Here is a 21,093-nt window from a genome sequence, read left to right on the forward strand (position 1 = left end):
TAATTTATTATATATTTTAATATAGTAAGTCTCATTTGAACTTTTATACTTAATGGCTTACTTACAGGGCTAATCGCTGCAAACTGAGCCACAAGTATAATTAATCAATTCAACGCATCTTTTAATAATGTCTCTTGTTCAATTTCATGAACAGTTGCAGATCCAGTTGCAGGAGAAGCGCTTTCTTCACGAGCTACCAGTCTGAATCTTCGATCTGCTAATGCTTCTAGCTTTGGTAGCATATATGATGCAGCACCCATATTTTTAGGTTCTTCTTGAGCCCAAATTACTTCTTTTGAATTTGGATATAGATTCAAATTTATTGATATCAAATCAGAAGGGAATGGGAATAGCTCTTCGATTCTAATTATTGCTATAGGAAGCTTTTCTGAATCACGACGCTCACGGAGTTCATGACCAAATTTACCTGAACAAAAAATAACTCTAGTCACTGTTGATTTATCAATTAAAGAATCATCTCCAAGTACTGGCATGAAACTGCCTTTTGTTAATGATTCGACGCTTGATTTTACAACCGGCATACGCAAATATTTTTTAGGTGTAAAAATAACAAGTGGCTGAATTCTTTTTTCAGTCATTTGTCTTCTTAACACGTGAAAATATTGTGCTGCTGTAGTCGGGTAAACTACTCGCATATTATGATCGGCACAAAGACTCAAGAATCTTTCAATACGAGCAGAAGAATGTTCGGGTCCTTGACCTTCATAACCATGTGGCAGAAGAAGTGTTATTGGAGAACGTTGTCCCCACTTATCGTCAGCGACAGAAATGAATTGATCAATTATAGTTTGCGCACCATTTGCAAAATCTCCAAATTGGGCTTCCCAGAGAGTGAATGCATTTGGAGCACAAACGCTATAGCCGTATTCAAAGCCTAATGCTGCAAATTCACTTAATACTGAATCATATATTTGTACAGGAGCCTGTTTTGGATCAAGATGTGCAAGAGGCATATAAGTATCTTCATTAACATTGTCGATTAAAACACTATGTCTCTGAGAAAAAGTTCCTCGGCGGGTATCTTGCCCAGCTAAACGAATTGGAATACCCTCTAATAACAATGAACCAAATGCAAGCTGCTCAGCGGTAGCCCATTCGACGGATCCCGCTTCAAAATCAGTTTCATGTTTTTTGATAATCTTAACCAACTTAGGATGTACTGTAAAAGTATCAGGCCATGAAGATAGATGATTAGAAATATTTTCCAATATAGTTTTTTCAACACCCGTGGGAATAAGATAAGCAGTTTCGCTCTTACGTCTTTCTGCTGGAAGTACTGGTTCTGCAGAGCCGCGTGTGTCTTCAAAAGCAACTTCTAGACGAGATTGGAAATCATTTAGCGATGCTTCAGCTTCTTCTACAGTTATATCTCCGCGATTGATTAGAGTTTCAGTGTATAGTTTTCTAATCGATCTTTTTTCGGCGATTAATGCATACATTATTGGCTGTGTGTAGGCTGGTTCGTCAGACTCATTATGGCCGTAGCGTCTATAGCAAATAACATCGACAACTACATCCTTAGAAAATGTTTGACGATATTCTAAAGCTAGTTTAATTACACGAAGACACGCTTCTGGGTCATCACCATTAACATGAAATATTGGAGCTTGAACCATTTTTGCAACGTCTGTTGCATAAGTTCCACTTCGACCAGAGACTGGAGATGTAGTAAATCCTAGCTGGTTATTAACCACTATATGTATAGTTCCACCTACGCTGTACCCATCAACATTGGAGAGATTAAAAGTTTCAGCAACCACACCTTGACCCGCAAATGCAGCATCACCATGTATGAGAATTGGCAGAACTGTTTTATGCTCTTTGTCACCTAAAGCATCTAATTTTGCTCTCACCATACCATCGACAACACCATCGACCGCTTCTAAATGCGAAGGATTAGATGCAAGTGTAATTTCTAGTGGCTTGCCATCTGGAGTTATATGAGTACCAGTAGCACCTAAGTGGTATTTCACATCACCACTACCTAAAAAACTTCCAGAATCGAGTTGGCCATCGAACTCTTTGAATATCTGACCATAACTTTTGCCCATGGTGTTTGCCAAAACGTTAAGTCGGCCTCTGTGGCTCATTCCAATTACTGCTTCAGAAATAGAATTATCTACAGCTTTTGTCAATAATGTATCAAGTATTGGGATTATTACTTCTGCGCCTTCCACTGAGAAACGTTTGTGTCCCATAAACTTAGTATGTAAGAAACGTTCGAAGGATTCTGCAGCATTTAGACGTTCTAATATTCTTTTCTTCTCTTCTAATGAAGTTTCATATTTTATGCCTTCAACGTTATCTTGAATCCATTTTTTATTTTCAGGATTTTGAATATGCATATATTCAATACCTATAGTCCTCGAATAAGCATCACGTAATGTGCCTAAAATACTTTTCAGATCCATGCGCGATTTGCCATTAATGCCGCCTGTTGGGAATTCACGATCTAAATCCCAAATCGATAGGCCATAATGTAAAATATCTAATTCTTCATAAGTAGATACAGGCAGTCTTCTTAGCGGATCTAAATCTGCAATCAGATGTCCGCGAACACGGTATTGATTTATAAGTTGATACACGTTAAGTATCTTTTCGTACATCTCTATTGAAGATTCTTGTGGTCTAATATCTTTTTTCCATGAAGCTGCTTCATATGGAATTTGTAATGATTCAAATATCTCTTCATAAAAATTATGTTGGCCGGTTAACATTTCGTGAATTGTTTTTAGGAATTCACCAGATAATGCTCCTTGAATAACACGGTGGTCATATGTTGACGTTAAGGTTAGGACCTTTGAGATACCTAGATTGGCAATTGTATCAGGATCAGCACCACCAAATTCTGCAGGATAATCAATAGAACCAGCACCTAAAATAAAACCTTGTCCAGGCATTAAACGTGGAACACTATGTACCGTGCCAATCATTCCTGGGTTTGTTATCGTTGCAGTTGTCAAAGCAAAATCATCAGCAGTAAATTTATTAGACCTAACTTTACGAATTAGTATTTCGTAGGCTGCATAAAATTGTTGGAAAGTCATATGGTTTGCATTACGGATATTTGGAACCATAAGAGTCCTTGACCCGTCTGGCTTTTGAATGTCTACAGCTAGACCAAGGTTCAAATTCTTATGGGTTATTAATGTTGGTGTGTTTTTTTCGTCCACTCCATAACCAACATTCATGCCTGGAAATCTTTCTACAGCTCGAGCTATAGCAAAAGCTATAAGGTGGGTGAACGAAATTTTTCCACCACCATGTCTTGCTAATGAGTTATTAATAATCGTACGATTAACTTCCATTAGTTTTGCAGGTATAGAACGTACAGAAGTAGCAGTAGGTACTTCTAATGATGCTTCCATATTTTCTACGATTTTTGCACCAACTCCTCTAATTGGTGAAGGAGTTGAGTTCTCCTCTACGGAAACCGGAGATGTTTTTTTAGACGGTGATGGTGCAACTATTTTTTGATCATTAATATGGGTATTATCAGTAGTTGTAAGGTCAGATCGAGAATCTCGGTTTGCTAAAGGTTTATAATCAGCGAAAAATTCAATCCAGCCCTCTCCAACAGAAGAAGGGTTCTGTAAATATTGTTGGTACATCTCTTCTACTAGACCAGAATTTGGTCCAAAAGCTTCAAAGTCTGAATTATGATAAGAAGCATTTGGGTTAGCTATTGAGGCTGAATTGTTTATTAGATCTGACATATGTATTTATCCTGGTTAAAGCTTTGATTGTTAATAGCACAATATCGCTATATTGCGCTATTATCTTAACGCTTAGCCAGTATCGACCCCGAAACCAAGCCAGTTAAGATTGATTTAGATTTTTCTATATTTCCATACTGATAGTGGAATAAATATAATTAAAAATATAGCAGTCCACATAAGGGCTTTCCAGGCGCTATCCCAGACTGGACCACCCTGTGTCAACGATCTCATAGTGGTTGCTAAAACTCCCACAGGTTGATATGCAGCAAAGCCTTGCAACCAAGAAGGAAAGTTTGCAACAGGTTGGAAAATTGTACTTGCAAAGATAAAAGGAAATAATGGAATAAAACTTGCTATCTGTGCCGTTTCTGGATCCTTCGAAATTATACCTATGTATGCTTGCATCCATGAGAATGCAAATGTGAAAAGCAACATTAGTCCGTAAGCTCCAAATATAGGAAAGAATCCATTATGGAATCTAAAGCCCATAATAAAACCTGCAATAGTTAATATTCCTAGAGTTGCGATATTACGAATTGCATCTGCCAATGTTCGACCAGCTAGTACTGAGACTCTGGCAATTGGAAGTGATTTAAACCGATCTATCATCCCGCTTGCTAAATCTGTTGAAAGAGCAATTGCTGTTGTGCCACCAAAAAGTGAAGCTTGAACAAATATACCTGGTAATAAAAAATCGACATATGCACCTGTTGATTTTAAAGGACCTCCAAAAACATATCGAAATAATACAAAAAACATAATCGGTTGTATGCTAGAAAAAATTAATAAACGAGGAGTACGTATTACTCGTCTTAAATTCCTTTTCATAAGAATACGAGTATCATGAATAGCGCCCAAGATCGACAGTTTTTCTGGCGTGCTGGTTCTTATTACTGGAGTTGCATCAATTGTATTCATGTCTATTTCCTTTTCGATCATGATTATCTTTTTATCTCAATAGTTTCAGCTTCTTCTGGAGTATGTCCAGTTAAGTTTAGGAATACGTCATCTAGAGATGGTCTGCGCAAACCAATATCATGCAATTTGATTTTTGTACCATCCATTACTCTAAGAACATTCATCAATGTAGTTACGCCTTCTGGGGCAGGGATAGAAATACGACCTCGTGTTTTGTCTTTGATCGGCTCAGTTTTAGTAAGCTCTTTTAAAACATCTAAAGCTGTTTCAAAGTCATCGTTTTCAACTGTTAGTTCAACTACGTCTCCACCAACTTTATCTTTAAGCTCATCAGATGTACCAGTAGCAATCATCTTTCCTTTATCGATTACCATAATTTTGTGTGCTAGTCGGTCTGCTTCTTCGAGATATTGAGTAGTCAAAAGTACTGTAACTCCCTGAGTTACTAATCGCTCAATTGCTTCCCACACTTCAATTCTTGTTCTTGGATCTAACCCAGTGGTTGGTTCATCAAGAATAACAATAGGAGGGTTTACAATTAAGCTTGCAGCTAGATCTAAACGTCGCCTCATTCCGCCAGAAAAGGTTTTAACTCTTCGCGTTTTTGCATCAGCTAACGAAAATTGTTCAAGTAGTGCATCTGCTCTCCTGGCAGCTTCTTTATACGAAAGATGATATAGCTCACCGACCATAATGAGATTTTCGCGTCCTGTTAGTAAATCGTCTACTGACACAAACTGTCCAGTCATTCCAATGACCGATCTTACTTTCCCTGGTTCTTTTTTCACATCAAATCCTGCAATAGTTGCAGTTCCAGAAGATGCATGTAATAGTGTTGCTAATATACGAACGAGTGTTGTTTTGCCTGAACCATTTGGTCCTAGTAACGCGAGCACTTTGCCTTTTTCTGCTTGAAGATTCACGCGGGATAAAGCTTGTGTCTTGCCGTAATAAAAATCAACGTCTTTAACATCAATTACATATTCGATTTCTTTATTTTTATCTGTAGTCATATATTGCTCATTCGATTTTCATGTGGTTATATTGAACAACACACTCTAATAATTTTCTAAACGTTTCAATTTCCTTTTTATTAAGAGGGGTTAAAATCTCTTTTGCTACTTCATCACTTATTACTGTTATCTTATTTTTAGCTATTTCGCCTTTTCTAGTTAGACTTAAAATATGTTTTCTACGATCATTTTTATCACGAGTTCTTATTACAAAACCAGCATTTTCTAATTGGTCAATTAGGGCAACAGTTTCACTTGGGTCTATTCCTAGAATAATGCTTATTTCTTTTTGGGAAGCATTGCTTGTGTATCCAAGTACCTTTAAGACTCCAACGCACGCTAGACGAAAGTCTTTTGGGAACCATTTCTCGTTTGAAATCTGCTCTTTCATCTCGCTGCGAAATACCATTGCCATTTTCTGAAAAGCACTAGCTATGGGCATTGCATCATTTGGATAATGTTCTTGGTCCTCAGTTTTTTCGATGTTCATACTTCTAGGGTAACACAATAGTTGGTAATGTCAATCATTTAATATATTGATGATTGATATTAATAACTATATATTAGAATTTGTTCATGTTAACTGTAAATAAATTAGCTTAAAATGTGGTTATCTTCGGACAGTAAGTAATTCACTAATAGCAAAAGCCAAATCTAAACCTTGACGTGCATTAAGTCGAGGGTCACAACTTGTTTCGTATTTCGATTCAATCTCGTCAATCTCGTCAACTCCTCCAATACATTCAGTGACATCATCACCTGTAAGTTCTAAATGTACACCACCTGGCCAAACATTTGCGGCGGAACAGCTTTCAAAGAAACCTTTTATTTCCTTCATAACATCGTTAAATGCTCTAGTTTTATATCCACTTGAATGTGTGAATGTATTACCATGCATTGGATCACTCATCCATGTAACATTTTTACCTGATTGTGAAACTTTTTGCATAAGAGGTGTAGCCATATCTACTATTGCATCAGCTCCAGCTCTTAATATAAGAACAATTTTTCCTTCTTCATTATTAGGATTAATCTTCTCTATCAACTTTAAAGCGTCATCGCCAGTCGCGCTAGGTCCAAGTTTTATACCAACGGGATTATTGATACCTCGCATATATTCAACATGTGCACCATCTATGTCTCTTGTTCTTTCGCCAACCCAAACAAAGTGAGCTGAGCAATCGTAATAGTCTCCAGTGGTCGAATCTACTCTTGTCAATGCTTCTTCATAGGGAAGTACTAAAGCTTCGTGTGAAGTATAGAATTCAACCTGATGGAGTTGATGTTCTCTCTCTAAGTCAATTCCACATGCGTTCATGAAAGCAAGTGCACGTGTTATTTCGTCTGCAATGATATTATAACGATGGCCTTCTGCAGTTGAAGCTACGAATTCTTTGTTCCAAGCATTTACTCTTGCTAAATCTGCGAATCCACCTTTGGTAAAGGCTCGCAATAAATTCAATGTTGACGCACTCTGGTTATATCCTCGAAGTAGTCGTGAAGCATCGTGTACTCGGGCTTGTTCTGTGAATTCAATATCATTAATAATGTCACCGCGATAGCTTGGCAAAGATTTACCTTCACGAGTCTCTTCATTTGCAGAACGTGGCTTTGCAAATTGTCCAGCTATACGGCCGATTTTTACACAAGGAACACCACTTGAATAAGTCAGAACAACTGCCATTTGTAAAATAATTCTAAGTTTTTCTCTAATCGAAGGAGCATTAAATGCATCGAAGCTCTCTGCGCAATCACCAGCTTGTAATACAAAACCTTTTCCTTTTTCAACATCAGAGAGCGATTTACGCAAACTTCGAATTTCTCCAGCGAAAACTAAAGGTGGAACACTACTTAATTCTTTTAATGCTTTTTCAAGTTCTTTCTTCTCAAATTCTGGCTGTTGTTTAGCAATAAAATTTTTCCAAGAGTCAGGTGACCAATTCGACATTATAAGTAAGCTCCAGTTCCATTTCCTTCATTCCCTGAATATCCATCTTGTGGATGTAGGGCTCCAGATTCTAACATTCGTTTTTTTACTTCTTCCATTTGGCCTTGCGTACTCATCTGCTGAGTAAACAAAGTTGCTTGTATTCCATGAAATAATCCTTCTAACCAACCAACCAATTGTGCTTGGCTTATTCTCAATTCACTTTCGCTCGGTGCTTTGTTTTGGGTCAGTGGCAATACAACTCTATTTAATTCCTCTTTTAATTCAGGTGACAGAATCTCATTTAGCTCTTTCATCGAACGTTCATGTATGTCAGCTAAATGTTTTCTGCCCTCTTCATCAAGCGGGGCCCTTCTAAGTTCTTCTAACATAGAACGAATCATCGATGCTATGCGTATCAATTTTGTCGGTCTAGAGACTTGTTCAATCGGGTTATTTACTGATTCTTGCTTGTCATCTACAATTTCAGGCTTGAATGGTTTCTTTGTCATATGATAATAGGCTAGCCTCTTTAAAAGTTGAACATATAATTGATTAAGGAAGTTATGAATATTTTAGTTTTAGGCTCAGGCGGCGTAGGCACGTCGATTGCAGTAATTGCAGCTGAACGAGATTTCTATGACCAAATAATATTGGGAGATATAGATGAAAGTCGCGCAAAAGCTTCGATAAAAGATCTTGATGAAAAGCATTTTTCTCACATGAGAGTTGATGCATCTTCAAAAGCCGATATAGTCAAAGTAATTAAAGATAAAAAAATAGATATCGTAATGAATGCTTGCGACCCCAGATTTAACCCGCAAATATTTGATGCAGCATACGAATGCAAAATTAATTATATGGACATGGCAATGCATCTAAGCGAGCCACACCAAAGTAATCCATATGAAGAAGTGGGCATAAAGCTTGGTGATGCACAATTTGAAGTTGCAGATGATTGGGAAAATTCGGGTATCTTGGCTTTGGTTGGAATGGGTGTAGAGCCTGGAATGTCAGATGTATTTGCGAGATATGGCTCTGAGAAATATTTTTCTTCTGTGCAAGAGATTGGTGTTCGTGATGGTGCGAATTTGGTAATCGAAGGCTATGATTTCGCTCCTACTTTTTCAATTTGGACTACTATCGAAGAGTGTCTGAACCCGCCTGTAATTTGGGAAAAAGAACGAGGTTTTTACACAACAAAACCATTTAGCGAACCAGAAACGTTTTTCTTTCCAGAAGGTATTGGGGAAGTTGAATGTGTCAATGTTGAGCATGAGGAAGTTTTATTGATCCCTAGATACATCGATTGTGAACGTGTAACTTTTAAGTATGGTTTGGGGGATGAATTTATTGAAGTTCTAAATGTGTTACACAAAACTGGTTTGGATTCTAAGGATCCAGTAAATGTTAAAGGCAATATGGTCTCACCTCGAGATGTAATTGCAGCCACTTTGCCGAATCCTGGCGACCTTGGACATTTGATGAGTGGAAAAACTTGTGCTGGTACTTGGATTAAAGGTCTAGATAAAGAAGGTGAAGCATTAGAAAAATATTTTTACCATGTCTTAGATAATAAAGATTCAATGGAGCGTTGGGGACATCAATGTGTTGTTACTCAAACTGCAATCAACCCTGTTATTGCAATGGAACTTTTAGCGACTGGTCTATGGTCAGGCAGTGGTGTACAAGGACCAGAATTTTTTGATCCAGAACCATTTTTACATTTGTTAAATGAATATAATTGCCCATGGGGTGAGATGGATGTTAATAGCTAAAAATCAGTACTAGCGATTTCCTTGTCATCTTAAGCGCAGTCAAGAGATCTTAAGAGTTTGTAAGAGTCGCAACTCTATTTAGCGCATTTAGTGTTGCTCGCGCAGCAGCTTCAATTGGAGATTTTCCTCCAGCGATACCATGGCGAGTTTCATTCCCTTGATCATTTATGAGCCCTACGGCCACTAGGCTTGCATGTTCTGCACCTGGCTCGAGCGATCTAGCCCATTCTCCGTGAAATTCGTTGATACCACAAAGTTCGCTGATTGCATTTACTGTTGAATCTATTGCTCCTAGTAAACCTCTATTTGATGGAGCACGACCAATAGTACGTGTGTCTCCTAAGCTCAAATGTATTTCTATCTCGTCATTTTCTGGAGAGGTACTTACAAGCAATAATTCTATTCTGTCGCTTACCTTTTCGAGATTCTCTTTTGGTGTTGTTTCTTTTTTGTCATCTCTAATAGGTTGATTTTGTTCTTCTTCGTTTAAATTAATTTCAATATTGTCATCAACAAATTCATCTTCATTGAAACTATTAGATGGTACTTCTAAACTTGTTTCATGGGCATTGCCAGTTGGTCTAAAAAAATCTGCGTGTGTAGCTGTTTTTTGTTTTGACGATTCCATCTGTTGTTCTTTTTGTTTTGTTATTCCGATTGTTCCAGCACTAAAAGGGGAAACTTTATTTCCAACATTATCTTTATCGTCATCATCGTTATGTATATATGCTGGATTGTTTCTATCATTTGGTGTGACAGAATTACCATCAACAAAATTTGATCTAACTAACTCGACAGCGACACTTTGGTTAGTGTGACGTTTAGCTATACGAGTTGCTTCAAATGGAAGTTGTCCGGTTTTAGATTTAGCGTCAATAAATAATTGTATATAAATTGCTTCTTGTGCAGTTGAAAATCCGACTGTTCTAACACCATCTAGTTTTCGAAGTTCTAGTTCTAATGTATCTATCTGTGCGAGTGTCATTAATTTAATCCTTTAACTGTTGACTTTGAGAGCAGTTTTTGCTTCGTAAAGTCTTTCATCCGCAAGTTTAAATGCGCTTTTAACTGAGTCTGCTTCATTAGGACATAAAACTAATCCGTAACTAAAACCAATTGATGGTTCATCACCGGTGGCCATTGCAGCCCTTTCTAATAGTGGAGCAACATCTTGTGGATCAGTTTCGGGCAATATCAATGCAAATTCATCTCCACCAATTCTTGCGGCATTGTCACCAAATCTTAATATTTGTCTGAACTTATCACCAAGATTTCTCAATACTTGATCACCAGCCTGGTGGCCTTGTTCGTCATTTAATTCTTTGAAGCCGTCTAAATCTATTAATACTAAAGTGAAAGGCCATTCGTAACGCACTGATCTAGCTATTGCCATTTCTAAAAGTCTATCGAAACTTCTACGATCATAAAGCCCAGTCATAGGGTCATGCCATGCATCATATTTTAATAAATCAATTCTCAAACCAACAGTACAGAGTCGTGAGATAGATGTTGAATCTTCAGCACTCATCTCAATTTTTGGTGAGGTATAAAGTCCAGGATCTAAATTTAAATACTCTTCATCTTTTCCTTCTAGTGGTCTTCGGTCAAATGTAAATATTTGACGACCTATTCCAGGCTCATCTACAACTAATACCGCATCATTTAATGAATTCTCATTTACTAGTTCATTTAATGCTTTGTATATTACCGATATTCCAGGCTTGTCACTTGTGAGATCAAAAAGAAGTCGTGATACTAAATTTGTCACTCTAGCCTCCTGCTCGTTTGTGTCAAATGACTGTGGAACTTTTCCACTATCTACAATAGCACTATTTGTCGCATTTTGTACAGTTGTGGATTGGTTTTTTACTGTATTTAATTCAATCTCATCATTAATTAAATTGGATGTTTCCATTTTCGCTTCTTCATCATCTTTGGATTCACGAATTTTTTCCATCTTCGGAGTTTCGTAAAGGGATTGAGGGGGGAGTAGGGCTCCTAGCCCACGGCCTAGGCCACTTTGGCGACTCACTATATATTACCTTCCAAAATTACAGCGTAAATGCCCCCATTAATACACTTATTCCTATTCGGACTCTTTTGACCCGAGAAGGGTTTAATTCTAGTATAAATATTAGAGCTTGGCACATTGATTATAAAATTATTTATCATCAGTTATAAAGGTTGAAAATTGTTGTGTAGTAAATTTTATGAATGAATATTTCAGACACAGAAGTTATAAAACCTCTTCCATTTCCAGATGAATTATTAGAAGAAGTTGCATCAACTTATGGTACTCCTGTTTTTGTCTACGATGAATCTGGAATAATAAAAAATGCAAAACAGATAAATGAGGCTTTCTCTTGGAGCCCTAACTATGTGAATTATTTTGCAGTCAAGGCAACACCCACACCAGCAATACTTAGAATTATTCATGACGAAAATATGGGCTTTGATTGTTCCTCGCGAGGTGAACTCGAAATGGTTTCACACGAAAATTTATTAACTAATGGAATCTTTTATACATCGAATAATACTCCCGATGAGGATTATGTTCGTGCAAATAATATAGGTGCAACGATAAATATTGATAAATTTCAATATTTATATCAAGTAAAAGAAGCACTTGGCGAATTACCTAAAAAAATGGCTATCCGTTTTAATCCTGGTAAAGAAAAAGCTGGGAATGCAATAATAGGAAATCCATTCGAATCAAAATTTGGTGATACCAAAGAGAATGTTCTGAGAGCCTTAAATGAAATGCAAAAAAATGGAGTTTTAGAAATTGGTTTGCATGCTATGGTCTCGTCGAACGAAAAAAATCCTGAATATTTTGGCGATACTGCAAGACTGCTAAAAGAATTATCTATTGAGGCAAAAAATCGACATGATATCAATGTTTCTTTTATCAATGTTGGTGGGGGAATGGGGGTTAACTACCATGCAAGTGAAAACCCTGTCGATGTGAAGGGTATCGGCCAAGCAGTTAGAAACCAGTTAGATGAATTAGGAATACAAATCGTTACTGAAAATGGACGTTATGTAACAGGCCCAAATGGATTTTTATTGACACGTGTTACCCATGGAATTGTTGAAAGCCACGAACCATTTGTTCAAATTGATTCATCAATAAATAATATGGCTCGTCTAGCAACTGTTAGTGCTGCTTTTCATCATATTAATGTATTAGGTCGAGAAAAAGATGAGAGACGTAAGATGCATATCACTGGATCGATGTGTGCCAACACAGACAAGATGTTTAAATGGCGTGATCTTCCAAAAACATTACAGTCAGGAGATTTAATGGTAGTGCATGATGCAGGTGCTCATTCGAGAGCGAATTCACATAATTATAATTTCAGGTTAAGAGCTGGTGAAGTATTAATAAATTCTGACGGTACACATAAATTAATACGACGCCACGAGACACTAGATGATATTTTTGCTACAACTAAAGGTTTATAATTTTTTGATAAGTATATTGTCAGCACCGACTTGTACTCCATTTTCAATAAATGGATTCTCTTTTCCAGTTTTAACAAATCCAAATGATTCATAAAGTTTCTGCACGTTTGGGCTAGTTTTATCAACCTCGATATATAAATTTGTGCAATCGTTTAGATATTCATGATTTAGGGCCATCGTCATCAATGTTGAACCTATTTTTTGTTTTTGGAATTCCTTAAGTAAGTACAATCGGTCAATTTGGCGGTCGCTTTCTAAAGTCTCAAAAAGTTCATGAATTATTTTATCTAGTGTTGTTATTTGAAGATAGCCAACAATGCGATTGCTTTGAATGTCAACTGCGAGCAGAGTAATGAATCGCTCGACTGACTGTCTTATATATTCTTCAGATCTAGTATTACTAATAACATTGTCAACCACACTTTTGGAATATCGATCGCCGAAGGTATCAACCCAAGTCTTTATTGCTACAGCACGTAGCTCGTCGACATCATCACTTAGCGCTGGTCTGTATTCGATCATAAATATATCTTAACCGCTTTGAAGCTTTTAGGACATAAATAATAAGTAATGAACTTGAGTTCGTTTGTTGAATCGACGAGAATATATGAATGCGAAGAATAAATATAGGTTTAATAGGTGCAGGTGTTGTTGGATCAGCTCTTGTTTCACAGCTCGATTTAAAATATGATCGTATAAAAATGGAATTTGATATTGATATTCGTGTAAATAAAATTCTTGTTCGTGATCTAAGTACTAAACGCGATATTCCTAGTAAATCAATTTTATATTCTGATGATGATACTCAAAAAACTTCAGAAGGCATTTTTACTACTTCTCTAAATGACATAGTTGAATCGAAAGAGATTGATCTAGTTGTTGAAGTTGCTGGTGGTATTGATTCAGCATACAAAATTATTAGTTCTGCATTAAAAAAATCTTTGCCAGTTGTTACTGCAAATAAAGCATTGCTTGCAGAGAAAGGTGGGCAACTATATTCTTTGGCAAACGAGAATAGTGTCGATCTATTATTTGAAGCTGCTGTTGCTGGTGGTGTACCTGTTGTACGTCCATTAAGAGAGTCGTTAGCGGTTGAGCATATTAATTCTGTTCGCGGAATTTTAAATGGGACAACAAATTTTATTTTAACTCAAATGACAAAAAATGGAACTAGTTATAATGATGCGCTAAAAGAAGCTCAACAATTAGGTTATGCAGAAGCTGATCCTACTGCAGATGTGCAAGGTCATGACGCTGCAGCAAAGATAGCTATTATTTCTTTGATCGCTACAGGAACTATGGCATCACAAAATGATGTTAAGACGATTGGTATTTCAAATGTGTCATCTAGTGATATTGCTCAAGCAAAAGAATTGGGTTATGTTATAAAACTGATTGCAACTATTGAAGAAAAAAATGAAAAAGAAATTTTCTTAAGAGTTGAACCTACTTTTGTTCCTAATAGTCATCCATTCTCTACAACAAATGACGGTTTTAATGCTGTGTTTGTTGTAGGAAAACATTTAGGTGAGATCATGTTTTATGGTCGAGGTGCTGGCGGGGATCCAACGGCATCTGCTGTTCTCGGTGATGTGATTGACGCAAGTATAAATATTTCGCGTAAAAGAAAAGGTTCAGTAGTTGGTGTCACATTTGAAAAAAGCGTGGCCAACCCCGATGAATGGAAATCTAAATTTTTCATGAGTGCAACTGTAAAAGATGAGCCAGGTGTTTTGGCTCAAATTGCACAAGTGTACGGAAATAACAATATATCTCTTGAAACTGTCCAGCAGGATGGTAAAGGTGTTTTTGCCGAAATGATTTTTATAACCCATAGCGCAACTAGTGGTGATATAGAAAAAGCTATAAAAGCTTTATTGGAATTATCATGTGTAGAAAATATAGGTCAAATTTATCCCTTAATGGATTAAAACAAGTCGATAATAGTCTTTTAAGGACATGTCCTACAAGACGAGTAAATCGCAGATGTTGCTAATGCTCATCAGCTTTGTGCGAGAATATATATATATGCTTAAAATGAATCAACAAATGGACAAGTTTACAAGTTGGCCAGGTGTCATTGAATATTATCGAGATCGTTTACCAATCTCTGAAAATGAAGAAGTTGTTACACTTCTTGAAGGTAATACACCTTTAATTCTTGCTCCTTATCTGAGTAAACTTGTACAAGCAAATGTTTATATAAAATATGAGGGATTGAACCCAACTGGCAGCTTCAAAGACCGTGGTATGACCATGGCTGTTACTAAAGCAAAAGCAGAAGGCAAAAAAGTTTTAATATGTGCGAGCACTGGAAATACTTCTGCGGCACTTAGTGCATACGCAACTCGAGCAAATATTCCAAGTGTGATTGTTATCCCAGAAGGGAAACTAGCCCTTGGTAAATTGGCACAAGCATATATGTGTGGTGCTCATGTGATTCAAATAAAAGGAAATTTTGATGATGGTTTAAAAGTTGTCCGACAACTTAGTGAAATTGAGACCGTTGGAATTATGAATTCGGTGAATCCATATAGATTACAAGGTCAAAAAACAGCTAGTTTTGAAATATGCGACGCACTAGGTCAAGCTCCGGATCAACATTTTATCCCTGTGGGTAATGCAGCGAATATTGCAGCATATTGGCTAGGTTACAAAGAATATTTTGACGATAAAGTAACAAGTAACCTTCCTCAGATGAGAGGTATTCAAGCTGATGGTTCAGCACCTTTCGTACATGGTAATCCAGTATCTAATCCTAAAACTATTGCTACAGCAATTCTTATAGGAGCACCAGCTAGTTACGATTTAGCAGTTAGTGCGCGAGATGATTCAGGTGGTTCAATTACTGCTGAGACTGATGATGAAATATTATATGCTTATAAATTGCTCGCACAACATGAAGGAATATTTGTTGAACCTGCTTCAGCAGCTTCAATAGCTGGTATTTTAAAAGCTCACAAGAATAAAGAAATAAAAAAAGATTCAATAATCGTTGCAACTGTGACTGGACATGGACTAAAAGATCCAGGTACAGCTACTAAAGATATTGAAATACCAACTCCTATGGATGCAAATATTGATGAGATAATGAAAGTTATCGATACTCTTATATAGCAAGTAGAATCTAAACATATGTTAAATAAATGTCAGTCATGCGCCTCTTCTAATATTTCGCAATTTTTAGGATCGGAGGACACCAAAGCAATAGCATTTTATTGTAATGATTGCTATTTAGTTCAAATTAAAAAAACGAACAAGATGAATAAAGTAACTTTAGATGATTCTGAAATTCCGCAAAGAGAAATAGTTTTAAGAAGTAAATTTGTCGATGAAATTGTCGATCATTTGAATTTAAATGAAGATTCTTTCATTCTTGAACTTGTTAATAGCAAAAGTGTATTTCGACAATTCTTCAAAGATAAAAAAATAGATTGTGTCACAGCTAAGAGCATCGATGACTCGAACAGTGAACCATTTGGTATTGAACAAGCGTGGTCTTTCATTTCAGAATCTCATCCGATATCAAAAGGACGTAAACCAGATTTGATAATTGCTAATAACATAATGTCGCATTCACATGATATTAACGAAGTGCTCGAAGCAATGATGCTCATACTAAAAGATGGCGGTTCACTTATCGTTGATGATGTTTATATAAGTTCAATTTTTGAATTAGATAATCATGCTGACATATTAAATAAAAGCGATTTTTGGCTATCTACCCATTCTCTCGGTAAAGCTTGTGAAAGACATGGTTTAAAAATTGTTGATGCACATTTCATTGATAAAACGGATGAGGATGATATGGCAAAAATGCGATGGACTATTCAACATGACAATATGTTTAGTGTATCGCCTAATGTAATTGCCATATTGGGTAACGAAGTTGAGCAAGGTTACATTGATGATAATAAATATTTGGAGATGAGTTCATAAGTGAAGTATCTAATAACTGGTGCTTCTAGCGGCATTGGGAAAGCTTTAGCATATGAAGCAGCCAAGAATAAAAATGATCTGGTATTAGTTGCTAGACGTAAAGATAAACTTGAAGAAATAAAAACAGAACTCTCAATTTCATATGATATATCAGTAGAAGTTTTAATTGCAGATCTAACAATCGAAGAAGAGATAAAAAAAGTCATTAAATATATTGAAAACAATAGTATCGAAGTTTTAATAAATAATGCTGGCTTTGGTTCCAGTGGGCCTTTTGTTGAAATAGATATAGAAAATGAGTTGAATGAGATAGACCTTAATGTTCGAGCTCTTGTTCAACTCACTCACGTCGCAGCAAAAATTATGGCTGAAAAAAAGTATGGAACTATAGTTAATATTTCTTCTATAGCTAGTTATCAACCAATGGTAGGCAATGCCACATATGGTGCTACGAAAGCATTCGTAACAAGTTTTACTCATGCAATATCACAAGAGTTAAATTCTTATGGTGTTAAAGTTTTGCTGGTTTGCCCTGGTTTAACTAAAAGTGAGTTTTTTAGTCGTTCAATGTGGTTTGATGCAACAAGCACCGAAAGTTATTTACCTAAACTGCTTTGGAAAAAACCAGAAACAGTAGCAAAAAAGATTATAAAATCGGTAGAAAACGGACGTTCAGTACTTATACCAGGCTTGGTTAATAAGATTTTTGCATTTGTGAGCTCAAGTCTTCCTGGAACTTTTACGAAAAAAATTACAGCAGTTGTTGCGAAAGGCTCCAGAACGCGATAGATTAAAAGAGTCTTCTTTTAGATTTAATAAAATTCTCTTTTTCTAATCTAGCTTTTTTACAAAATAAGAAAAGAAGTCAATTTAATTTTTTTTTAAATTACCTATAAAAATTCACCCAATTAAAGGATCAAAATGGATCTAAGCTCATTAGCAACTAAAGATAAAGATAGTCTCTCAACAATTGCAAAGACACTCGGCATCACATCAATTTCTAAGATGAAAAAAGCAGAATTGATAGAAGCAATCGTTAAAGCTCAACCTGATAAGTCAAATACAGAAGCTGGCAGCAAAGCGCTAAGTGGTATTCGTTCAAGAAGAGCGTCAACAGTGCAAGCTGATTCAATTGAAGCACTTGTTGGAGAACAAGAAAAAATTGCTGGTAGCCAAGAAGCTGAGGAATATGCGCCACGTCCCATGCGACGTCGAAGTGCATCCGAGGAAGTGGGAGAGAAGAATTCATCTTCAAGTCATCGCTCCAGCTCCATCGGGACCACAGAGTTGCACTCTGACTCAAAGATGAACTCTTCAAAACCGCAACGCGGAAACTCATCTTCTAGTAATAATAAGAACGATAACGATGAAGATGATAATTCTTCTAGACGAAGAAGACGTCGAGGTTCAAAAGAAGGTAATGATTCAAGTTACTCTTCTCGTGAAAATGCTGAACCAATTCCATGTGAAGGTCTTATCGAAATTCGCGAAGATGGTTATGGTTTTTTAAGGTGTAGCGGATATTTGCCTAGCAAAGGAGATGCTTATGTTTCCGTCCAGATGATTCGTCGCAATTTTTTGCGTAAGGGTGATCATATTGTAGGTCTCATGCGTCCAGCTAGTGAAGATGATAGAAAACCAACTCCACTTCTAGAGATTTCACTAGTTAATTCTAAACCGGTTGAAGAAGCAAAAAATCGTCGAAAGTTTGAAGACTTAACTCCTTTATTTCCAGATGAAGTTCTTAAAATGCAACTTGATTCTGATCCAAGTGCGATCACTGGACGTATTATTGATTTAGTTTCTCCAATAGGTAAAGGTCAACGTGGTCTAATTGTTTCTCCGCCTAAAGCTGGTAAGACTACTATCATGAAGGAAATTGTTTCTTCAATAGAATTTAATAATCCTGAAGTTCATTTGATGGTTTTGTTAGTTGATGAGCGACCAGAAGAAGTCACCGATATGAAACGTCATTGCGCGAATGGTGAAGTTGTTGCTTCCACTTTCGATCGTCCTCCAGAAGAACATACTCGTGTTGCTGAACTTACTATTGAACGTGCGAAGCGTTTAGTCGAGCAAGGTAGAGACGTGGTTGTCATTCTTGATGGTATTACTAGATTGGCTCGCGCATATAACTTGGCTGCACCAGTAAGCGGTCGTATTCTTTCTGGTGGTGTTGATTCTCAAGCTCTGTATCCTCCAAAGAAGTTTTTTGGTGCAGCAAGGAATATTGAAGAGGGTGGTTCGTTAACTATTATTGCAACTGCTCTTGTTGATACTGGTTCAAAAATGGATGAGGTTATATTCGAGGAATTTAAAGGTACTGGAAATATGGAATTACGTCTGGATCGCCGTGTCGCTGAGCGTCGCATATTCCCTGCGATCGATGTTGACACTTCATCAACTCGTCATGAAGAATTGCTCTTTGATCGTTCTCAACTTAATGCTGTGTGGAAACTTCGCAGAGTATTGCACGCACTTGAAGGCGGAGACAATGGACGTATTGGTGCTGGCCTTGAATTATTATTAGAAAAGCTAAAGCAAACTAAAAATAATGACGAATTCTTAGCAGAGATAGCAAAAAACCCAGCATAGGATATTAAATATTATATGAAACACCATAATTCATCATTAAAATTATTATTGTTATCTTCCGTACGAGCTATGGGAGGTCAAGCTGTAATAAATGGTGTGATGATGCGTGGAGAAGAAAAATATGCAGTTGCTGTTCGTCGCATGGATGATTCGATAGATATTAAAGATTTCGATGTTCCAACATTTGCAAAGAAATTTCAAAAAGTATTTTTTGTTCGTGGAATTATGGGACTAGGCGAAGCTATGGGTTTGGGGTATCGTGCTTTGATGCATAGTGCGAATATTTCTATGAAGGACGAAGAAGCGAAACTTACTCTTGAAGAAAAGAAGAAAGTTGCAAATTCAAATCTTCACTCCACCTCCAGCGAAGCTGTCGAGTTTCATTCCGATTCAAATCCACAACTTTCTTCGACAAGCGAAGTTTCGACACTTGCTAAAGATAAAGTAGAAGATAAGCCCTTGAGTAAATGGGTGGTTGGTGTTTCTGTACTCTTTTCTATTGCATTTTTTGTTGCGTTTTTTAAAGTTGGCCCACTTTTGTTTGCTAATTTATTGAAAAATATGTTCCACCTAACTAAATGGTCACAGATTGCCATTGAATCAGTTTTTCGCTTAGTAATTTTTATTGGCTATCTATATTTAGTATCTTTAAGTAAAGATATTAAAAATGTATTTCAATATCATGGTGCAGAGCATAAAGCAATTGCAGCATATGAGAACGATGTTGTATTAACTCCTCAAGCAGCACAACAGTTTAAAACCGCGCATGTACGTTGTGGAACAAATTTTTTGTTAATAGTTATGGTCATGTCAGCATTTTTCTATGTTGGGCTATCAGTAGTAATACCTAATATGAATTTCCTGACTTTGGTTTTGTCACGTGTATTCGCTATTCCTATAATTGCAGGTATTAGTTACGAGGTCTTAAAAGCTGCTTCTTTTAAAATGAGGAATAGATTTACGAGAGCTCTTGTATGGCCTGGATTAACTTTACAAAAGGTTACAACTCGTGCTCCTAGCGATGCTCAATGTGAAGTTGCTATTGCTTCTTTGAATGCTGTTTTCACACCTGATCAGATAGAAGAAGTGAATTCTCGGTCAAAAATTAAAGCAGAATTATCTTGGCAGATCTTAAAAGAGATTACCCTCTAGTGTTGTTTTAGTGATTTTTATACATCTATTTAATATTTATTAAAATAGGTATTTTGGCTATACCTTGTCTGCTAATGGTGGATAATTCTTAAGAAGCAAAAAAATGTGAATACATTAGAATTAAATAATATATATTATCAGTATAAGTATTATTTGGAATTAAAACCTAATTAATGTAATTTATAGCTTAATCTTGTCTGATTGCGCATTATTCGCAAAAAGCTACATAAAGTTACTTATTTCGCAGAAAACACTTGACTGCGCGAAAGTGTCATTATATTATGAAATTATCACCGGGGGCGGTGACAAACCTAATTTTTTAGGTTACAAGTGTAAGAGAGTACTTTCGGGGGCGGAAGTTATTCATTAACTTAGACTTTTTAAATCCTTCGTCGGGGTGGCGAAGGATTTTTTTATATTTTTACTGTAATATTTGATTTTTCTTATTCGTCTCTTGCGTTTTGTGTGTTCTTCGTTGTATACTCATTATATCCAAATGTCCTATTTGGGCAGATAACGTATCCATGGAGGAATAATGCAACACCCGGAACTAATTAATAGAGTTA

17 protein-coding genes are annotated in these 21,093 nt (G+C 36.5%); 8 read left to right on the forward strand and 9 right to left on the reverse strand.

Annotation, left to right across the window (positions count from 1 at the left end; translation table 11 throughout):
* Window positions 1-104 precede the first annotated feature (104 nt).
* From KBF89_06675 to KBF89_06700, 6 genes are all read right to left on the reverse strand, one after another.
* Complete coding sequence (locus KBF89_06675) at window positions 105-3,737, reverse strand: multifunctional oxoglutarate decarboxylase/oxoglutarate dehydrogenase thiamine pyrophosphate-binding subunit/dihydrolipoyllysine-residue succinyltransferase subunit (GenBank protein MBP9116012.1); 3,633 nt, start codon at window positions 3,735-3,737, stop codon at window positions 105-107.
* Between the two features lie 114 nt (window positions 3,738-3,851).
* Window positions 3,852-4,679: an ABC transporter permease gene (locus tag KBF89_06680; GenBank protein ID MBP9116013.1), complete on the reverse strand. Its 828-nt coding sequence runs from the start codon at window positions 4,677-4,679 to the stop codon at window positions 3,852-3,854.
* A gap of 2 nt (window positions 4,680-4,681) precedes the next feature.
* The gene (locus KBF89_06685) at window positions 4,682-5,671 is read right to left on the reverse strand and encodes an ATP-binding cassette domain-containing protein (protein ID MBP9116014.1); all 990 of its coding nucleotides are present in this window, start codon (window positions 5,669-5,671) and stop codon (window positions 4,682-4,684) included.
* 7 nt (window positions 5,672-5,678) lie between these two features.
* On the reverse strand, window positions 5,679-6,161 hold the full coding sequence (locus KBF89_06690; GenBank protein ID MBP9116015.1) for a winged helix-turn-helix transcriptional regulator: 483 nt from the start codon (window positions 6,159-6,161) through the stop codon (window positions 5,679-5,681).
* 120 nt (window positions 6,162-6,281) lie between these two features.
* On the reverse strand, window positions 6,282-7,619 hold the full coding sequence (locus KBF89_06695; GenBank protein ID MBP9116016.1) for a 3-deoxy-7-phosphoheptulonate synthase class II: 1,338 nt from the start codon (window positions 7,617-7,619) through the stop codon (window positions 6,282-6,284).
* Window positions 7,619-8,110, reverse strand: a complete 492-nt coding sequence (locus KBF89_06700; GenBank protein MBP9116017.1) for a DUF2587 domain-containing protein — start codon at window positions 8,108-8,110, stop codon at window positions 7,619-7,621. The genes KBF89_06695 and KBF89_06700 overlap by 1 nt, the downstream gene beginning before the upstream one ends.
* Before the next feature lie 54 nt (window positions 8,111-8,164).
* On the opposite strand from KBF89_06700, the gene KBF89_06705 reads away from it, so the two are divergent.
* Window positions 8,165-9,376 carry a saccharopine dehydrogenase NADP-binding domain-containing protein gene (locus KBF89_06705; protein MBP9116018.1) on the forward strand — a complete coding sequence of 404 codons (1,212 nt, stop codon included), beginning with the start codon at window positions 8,165-8,167 and terminating at the stop codon, window positions 9,374-9,376.
* A 49-nt stretch (window positions 9,377-9,425) separates the two neighbouring features.
* On the opposite strand, the gene KBF89_06710 is transcribed toward KBF89_06705, so the two are convergent.
* Both KBF89_06710 and KBF89_06715 read right to left on the reverse strand, forming a co-directional pair.
* Window positions 9,426-10,361 (reverse strand): hypothetical protein, encoded by a 936-nt coding sequence (locus KBF89_06710; protein ID MBP9116019.1) that lies wholly within the window; start codon window positions 10,359-10,361, stop codon window positions 9,426-9,428.
* A 12-nt stretch (window positions 10,362-10,373) separates the two neighbouring features.
* Window positions 10,374-11,333 (reverse strand): GGDEF domain-containing protein, encoded by a 960-nt coding sequence (locus KBF89_06715; GenBank protein ID MBP9116020.1) that lies wholly within the window; start codon window positions 11,331-11,333, stop codon window positions 10,374-10,376.
* Between the two features lie 257 nt (window positions 11,334-11,590).
* Between KBF89_06715 and KBF89_06720 the strand changes: the two genes are divergently transcribed.
* Complete coding sequence (locus tag KBF89_06720; protein MBP9116021.1) at window positions 11,591-12,841, forward strand: diaminopimelate decarboxylase; 1,251 nt, start codon at window positions 11,591-11,593, stop codon at window positions 12,839-12,841.
* Here the strand turns inward: KBF89_06720 and KBF89_06725 are convergent.
* Entirely contained in the window at window positions 12,836-13,363 is a 528-nt protein-coding gene (locus tag KBF89_06725; GenBank protein ID MBP9116022.1) for a GNAT family N-acetyltransferase, read from the reverse strand. The genes KBF89_06720 and KBF89_06725 overlap by 6 nt on opposite strands.
* A gap of 89 nt (window positions 13,364-13,452) precedes the next feature.
* On the opposite strand from KBF89_06725, the gene KBF89_06730 reads away from it, so the two are divergent.
* The 6 genes from KBF89_06730 (at window position 13,453) to KBF89_06755 (ending at window position 20,527) form a co-directional block, all read left to right on the forward strand.
* The gene (locus KBF89_06730) at window positions 13,453-14,772 is read left to right on the forward strand and encodes a homoserine dehydrogenase (protein ID MBP9116023.1); all 1,320 of its coding nucleotides are present in this window, start codon (window positions 13,453-13,455) and stop codon (window positions 14,770-14,772) included.
* 118 nt (window positions 14,773-14,890) lie between these two features.
* Complete coding sequence (locus tag KBF89_06735) at window positions 14,891-15,958, forward strand: threonine synthase (protein MBP9116024.1); 1,068 nt, start codon at window positions 14,891-14,893, stop codon at window positions 15,956-15,958.
* Window positions 15,959-16,102: 144 nt separating this feature from the next.
* Complete coding sequence (locus tag KBF89_06740; protein MBP9116025.1) at window positions 16,103-16,780, forward strand: methyltransferase domain-containing protein; 678 nt, start codon at window positions 16,103-16,105, stop codon at window positions 16,778-16,780.
* Window positions 16,781-17,569, forward strand: a complete 789-nt coding sequence (locus KBF89_06745) for an SDR family oxidoreductase (GenBank protein ID MBP9116026.1) — start codon at window positions 16,781-16,783, stop codon at window positions 17,567-17,569.
* A 132-nt stretch (window positions 17,570-17,701) separates the two neighbouring features.
* Window positions 17,702-19,375, forward strand: coding sequence for a transcription termination factor Rho (gene rho / locus KBF89_06750; protein MBP9116027.1), 1,674 nt, complete (start codon window positions 17,702-17,704; stop codon window positions 19,373-19,375).
* Window positions 19,376-19,390: 15 nt separating this feature from the next.
* Window positions 19,391-20,527 (forward strand): DUF1385 domain-containing protein, encoded by a 1,137-nt coding sequence (locus tag KBF89_06755; GenBank protein ID MBP9116028.1) that lies wholly within the window; start codon window positions 19,391-19,393, stop codon window positions 20,525-20,527.
* Window positions 20,528-21,093 lie beyond the last annotated feature (566 nt).

It is taken from the genome of Acidimicrobiia bacterium, assembly GCA_018057765.1.
Classification (GTDB): Bacteria; Actinomycetota; Acidimicrobiia; order IMCC26256; family JAGPDB01; genus JAGPDB01.

Coding starts and splice junctions, on each gene's coding strand:
- rho (MBP9116027.1), top strand. CDS start 17,702: ATGGATCTAAGCTCATTAGCAACTAAAGATAAAGATAGTCTCTCAACA.
- KBF89_06715 (MBP9116020.1), bottom strand. CDS start 11,333: ATGGAAAAAATTCGTGAATCCAAAGATGATGAAGAAGCGAAAATGGAA.
- KBF89_06700 (MBP9116017.1), bottom strand. CDS start 8,110: ATGACAAAGAAACCATTCAAGCCTGAAATTGTAGATGACAAGCAAGAA.
- KBF89_06720 (MBP9116021.1), top strand. CDS start 11,591: ATGAATATTTCAGACACAGAAGTTATAAAACCTCTTCCATTTCCAGAT.
- KBF89_06725 (MBP9116022.1), bottom strand. CDS start 13,363: ATGATCGAATACAGACCAGCGCTAAGTGATGATGTCGACGAGCTACGT.
- KBF89_06690 (MBP9116015.1), bottom strand. CDS start 6,161: ATGAACATCGAAAAAACTGAGGACCAAGAACATTATCCAAATGATGCA.
- KBF89_06680 (MBP9116013.1), bottom strand. CDS start 4,679: ATGATCGAAAAGGAAATAGACATGAATACAATTGATGCAACTCCAGTA.
- KBF89_06735 (MBP9116024.1), top strand. CDS start 14,891: ATGGACAAGTTTACAAGTTGGCCAGGTGTCATTGAATATTATCGAGAT.
- KBF89_06755 (MBP9116028.1), top strand. CDS start 19,391: ATGAAACACCATAATTCATCATTAAAATTATTATTGTTATCTTCCGTA.
- KBF89_06685 (MBP9116014.1), bottom strand. CDS start 5,671: ATGACTACAGATAAAAATAAAGAAATCGAATATGTAATTGATGTTAAA.
- KBF89_06695 (MBP9116016.1), bottom strand. CDS start 7,619: ATGTCGAATTGGTCACCTGACTCTTGGAAAAATTTTATTGCTAAACAA.
- KBF89_06740 (MBP9116025.1), top strand. CDS start 16,103: ATGAATAAAGTAACTTTAGATGATTCTGAAATTCCGCAAAGAGAAATA.
- KBF89_06730 (MBP9116023.1), top strand. CDS start 13,453: ATGCGAAGAATAAATATAGGTTTAATAGGTGCAGGTGTTGTTGGATCA.
- KBF89_06675 (MBP9116012.1), bottom strand. CDS start 3,737: ATGTCAGATCTAATAAACAATTCAGCCTCAATAGCTAACCCAAATGCT.
- KBF89_06705 (MBP9116018.1), top strand. CDS start 8,165: ATGAATATTTTAGTTTTAGGCTCAGGCGGCGTAGGCACGTCGATTGCA.
- KBF89_06710 (MBP9116019.1), bottom strand. CDS start 10,361: ATGACACTCGCACAGATAGATACATTAGAACTAGAACTTCGAAAACTA.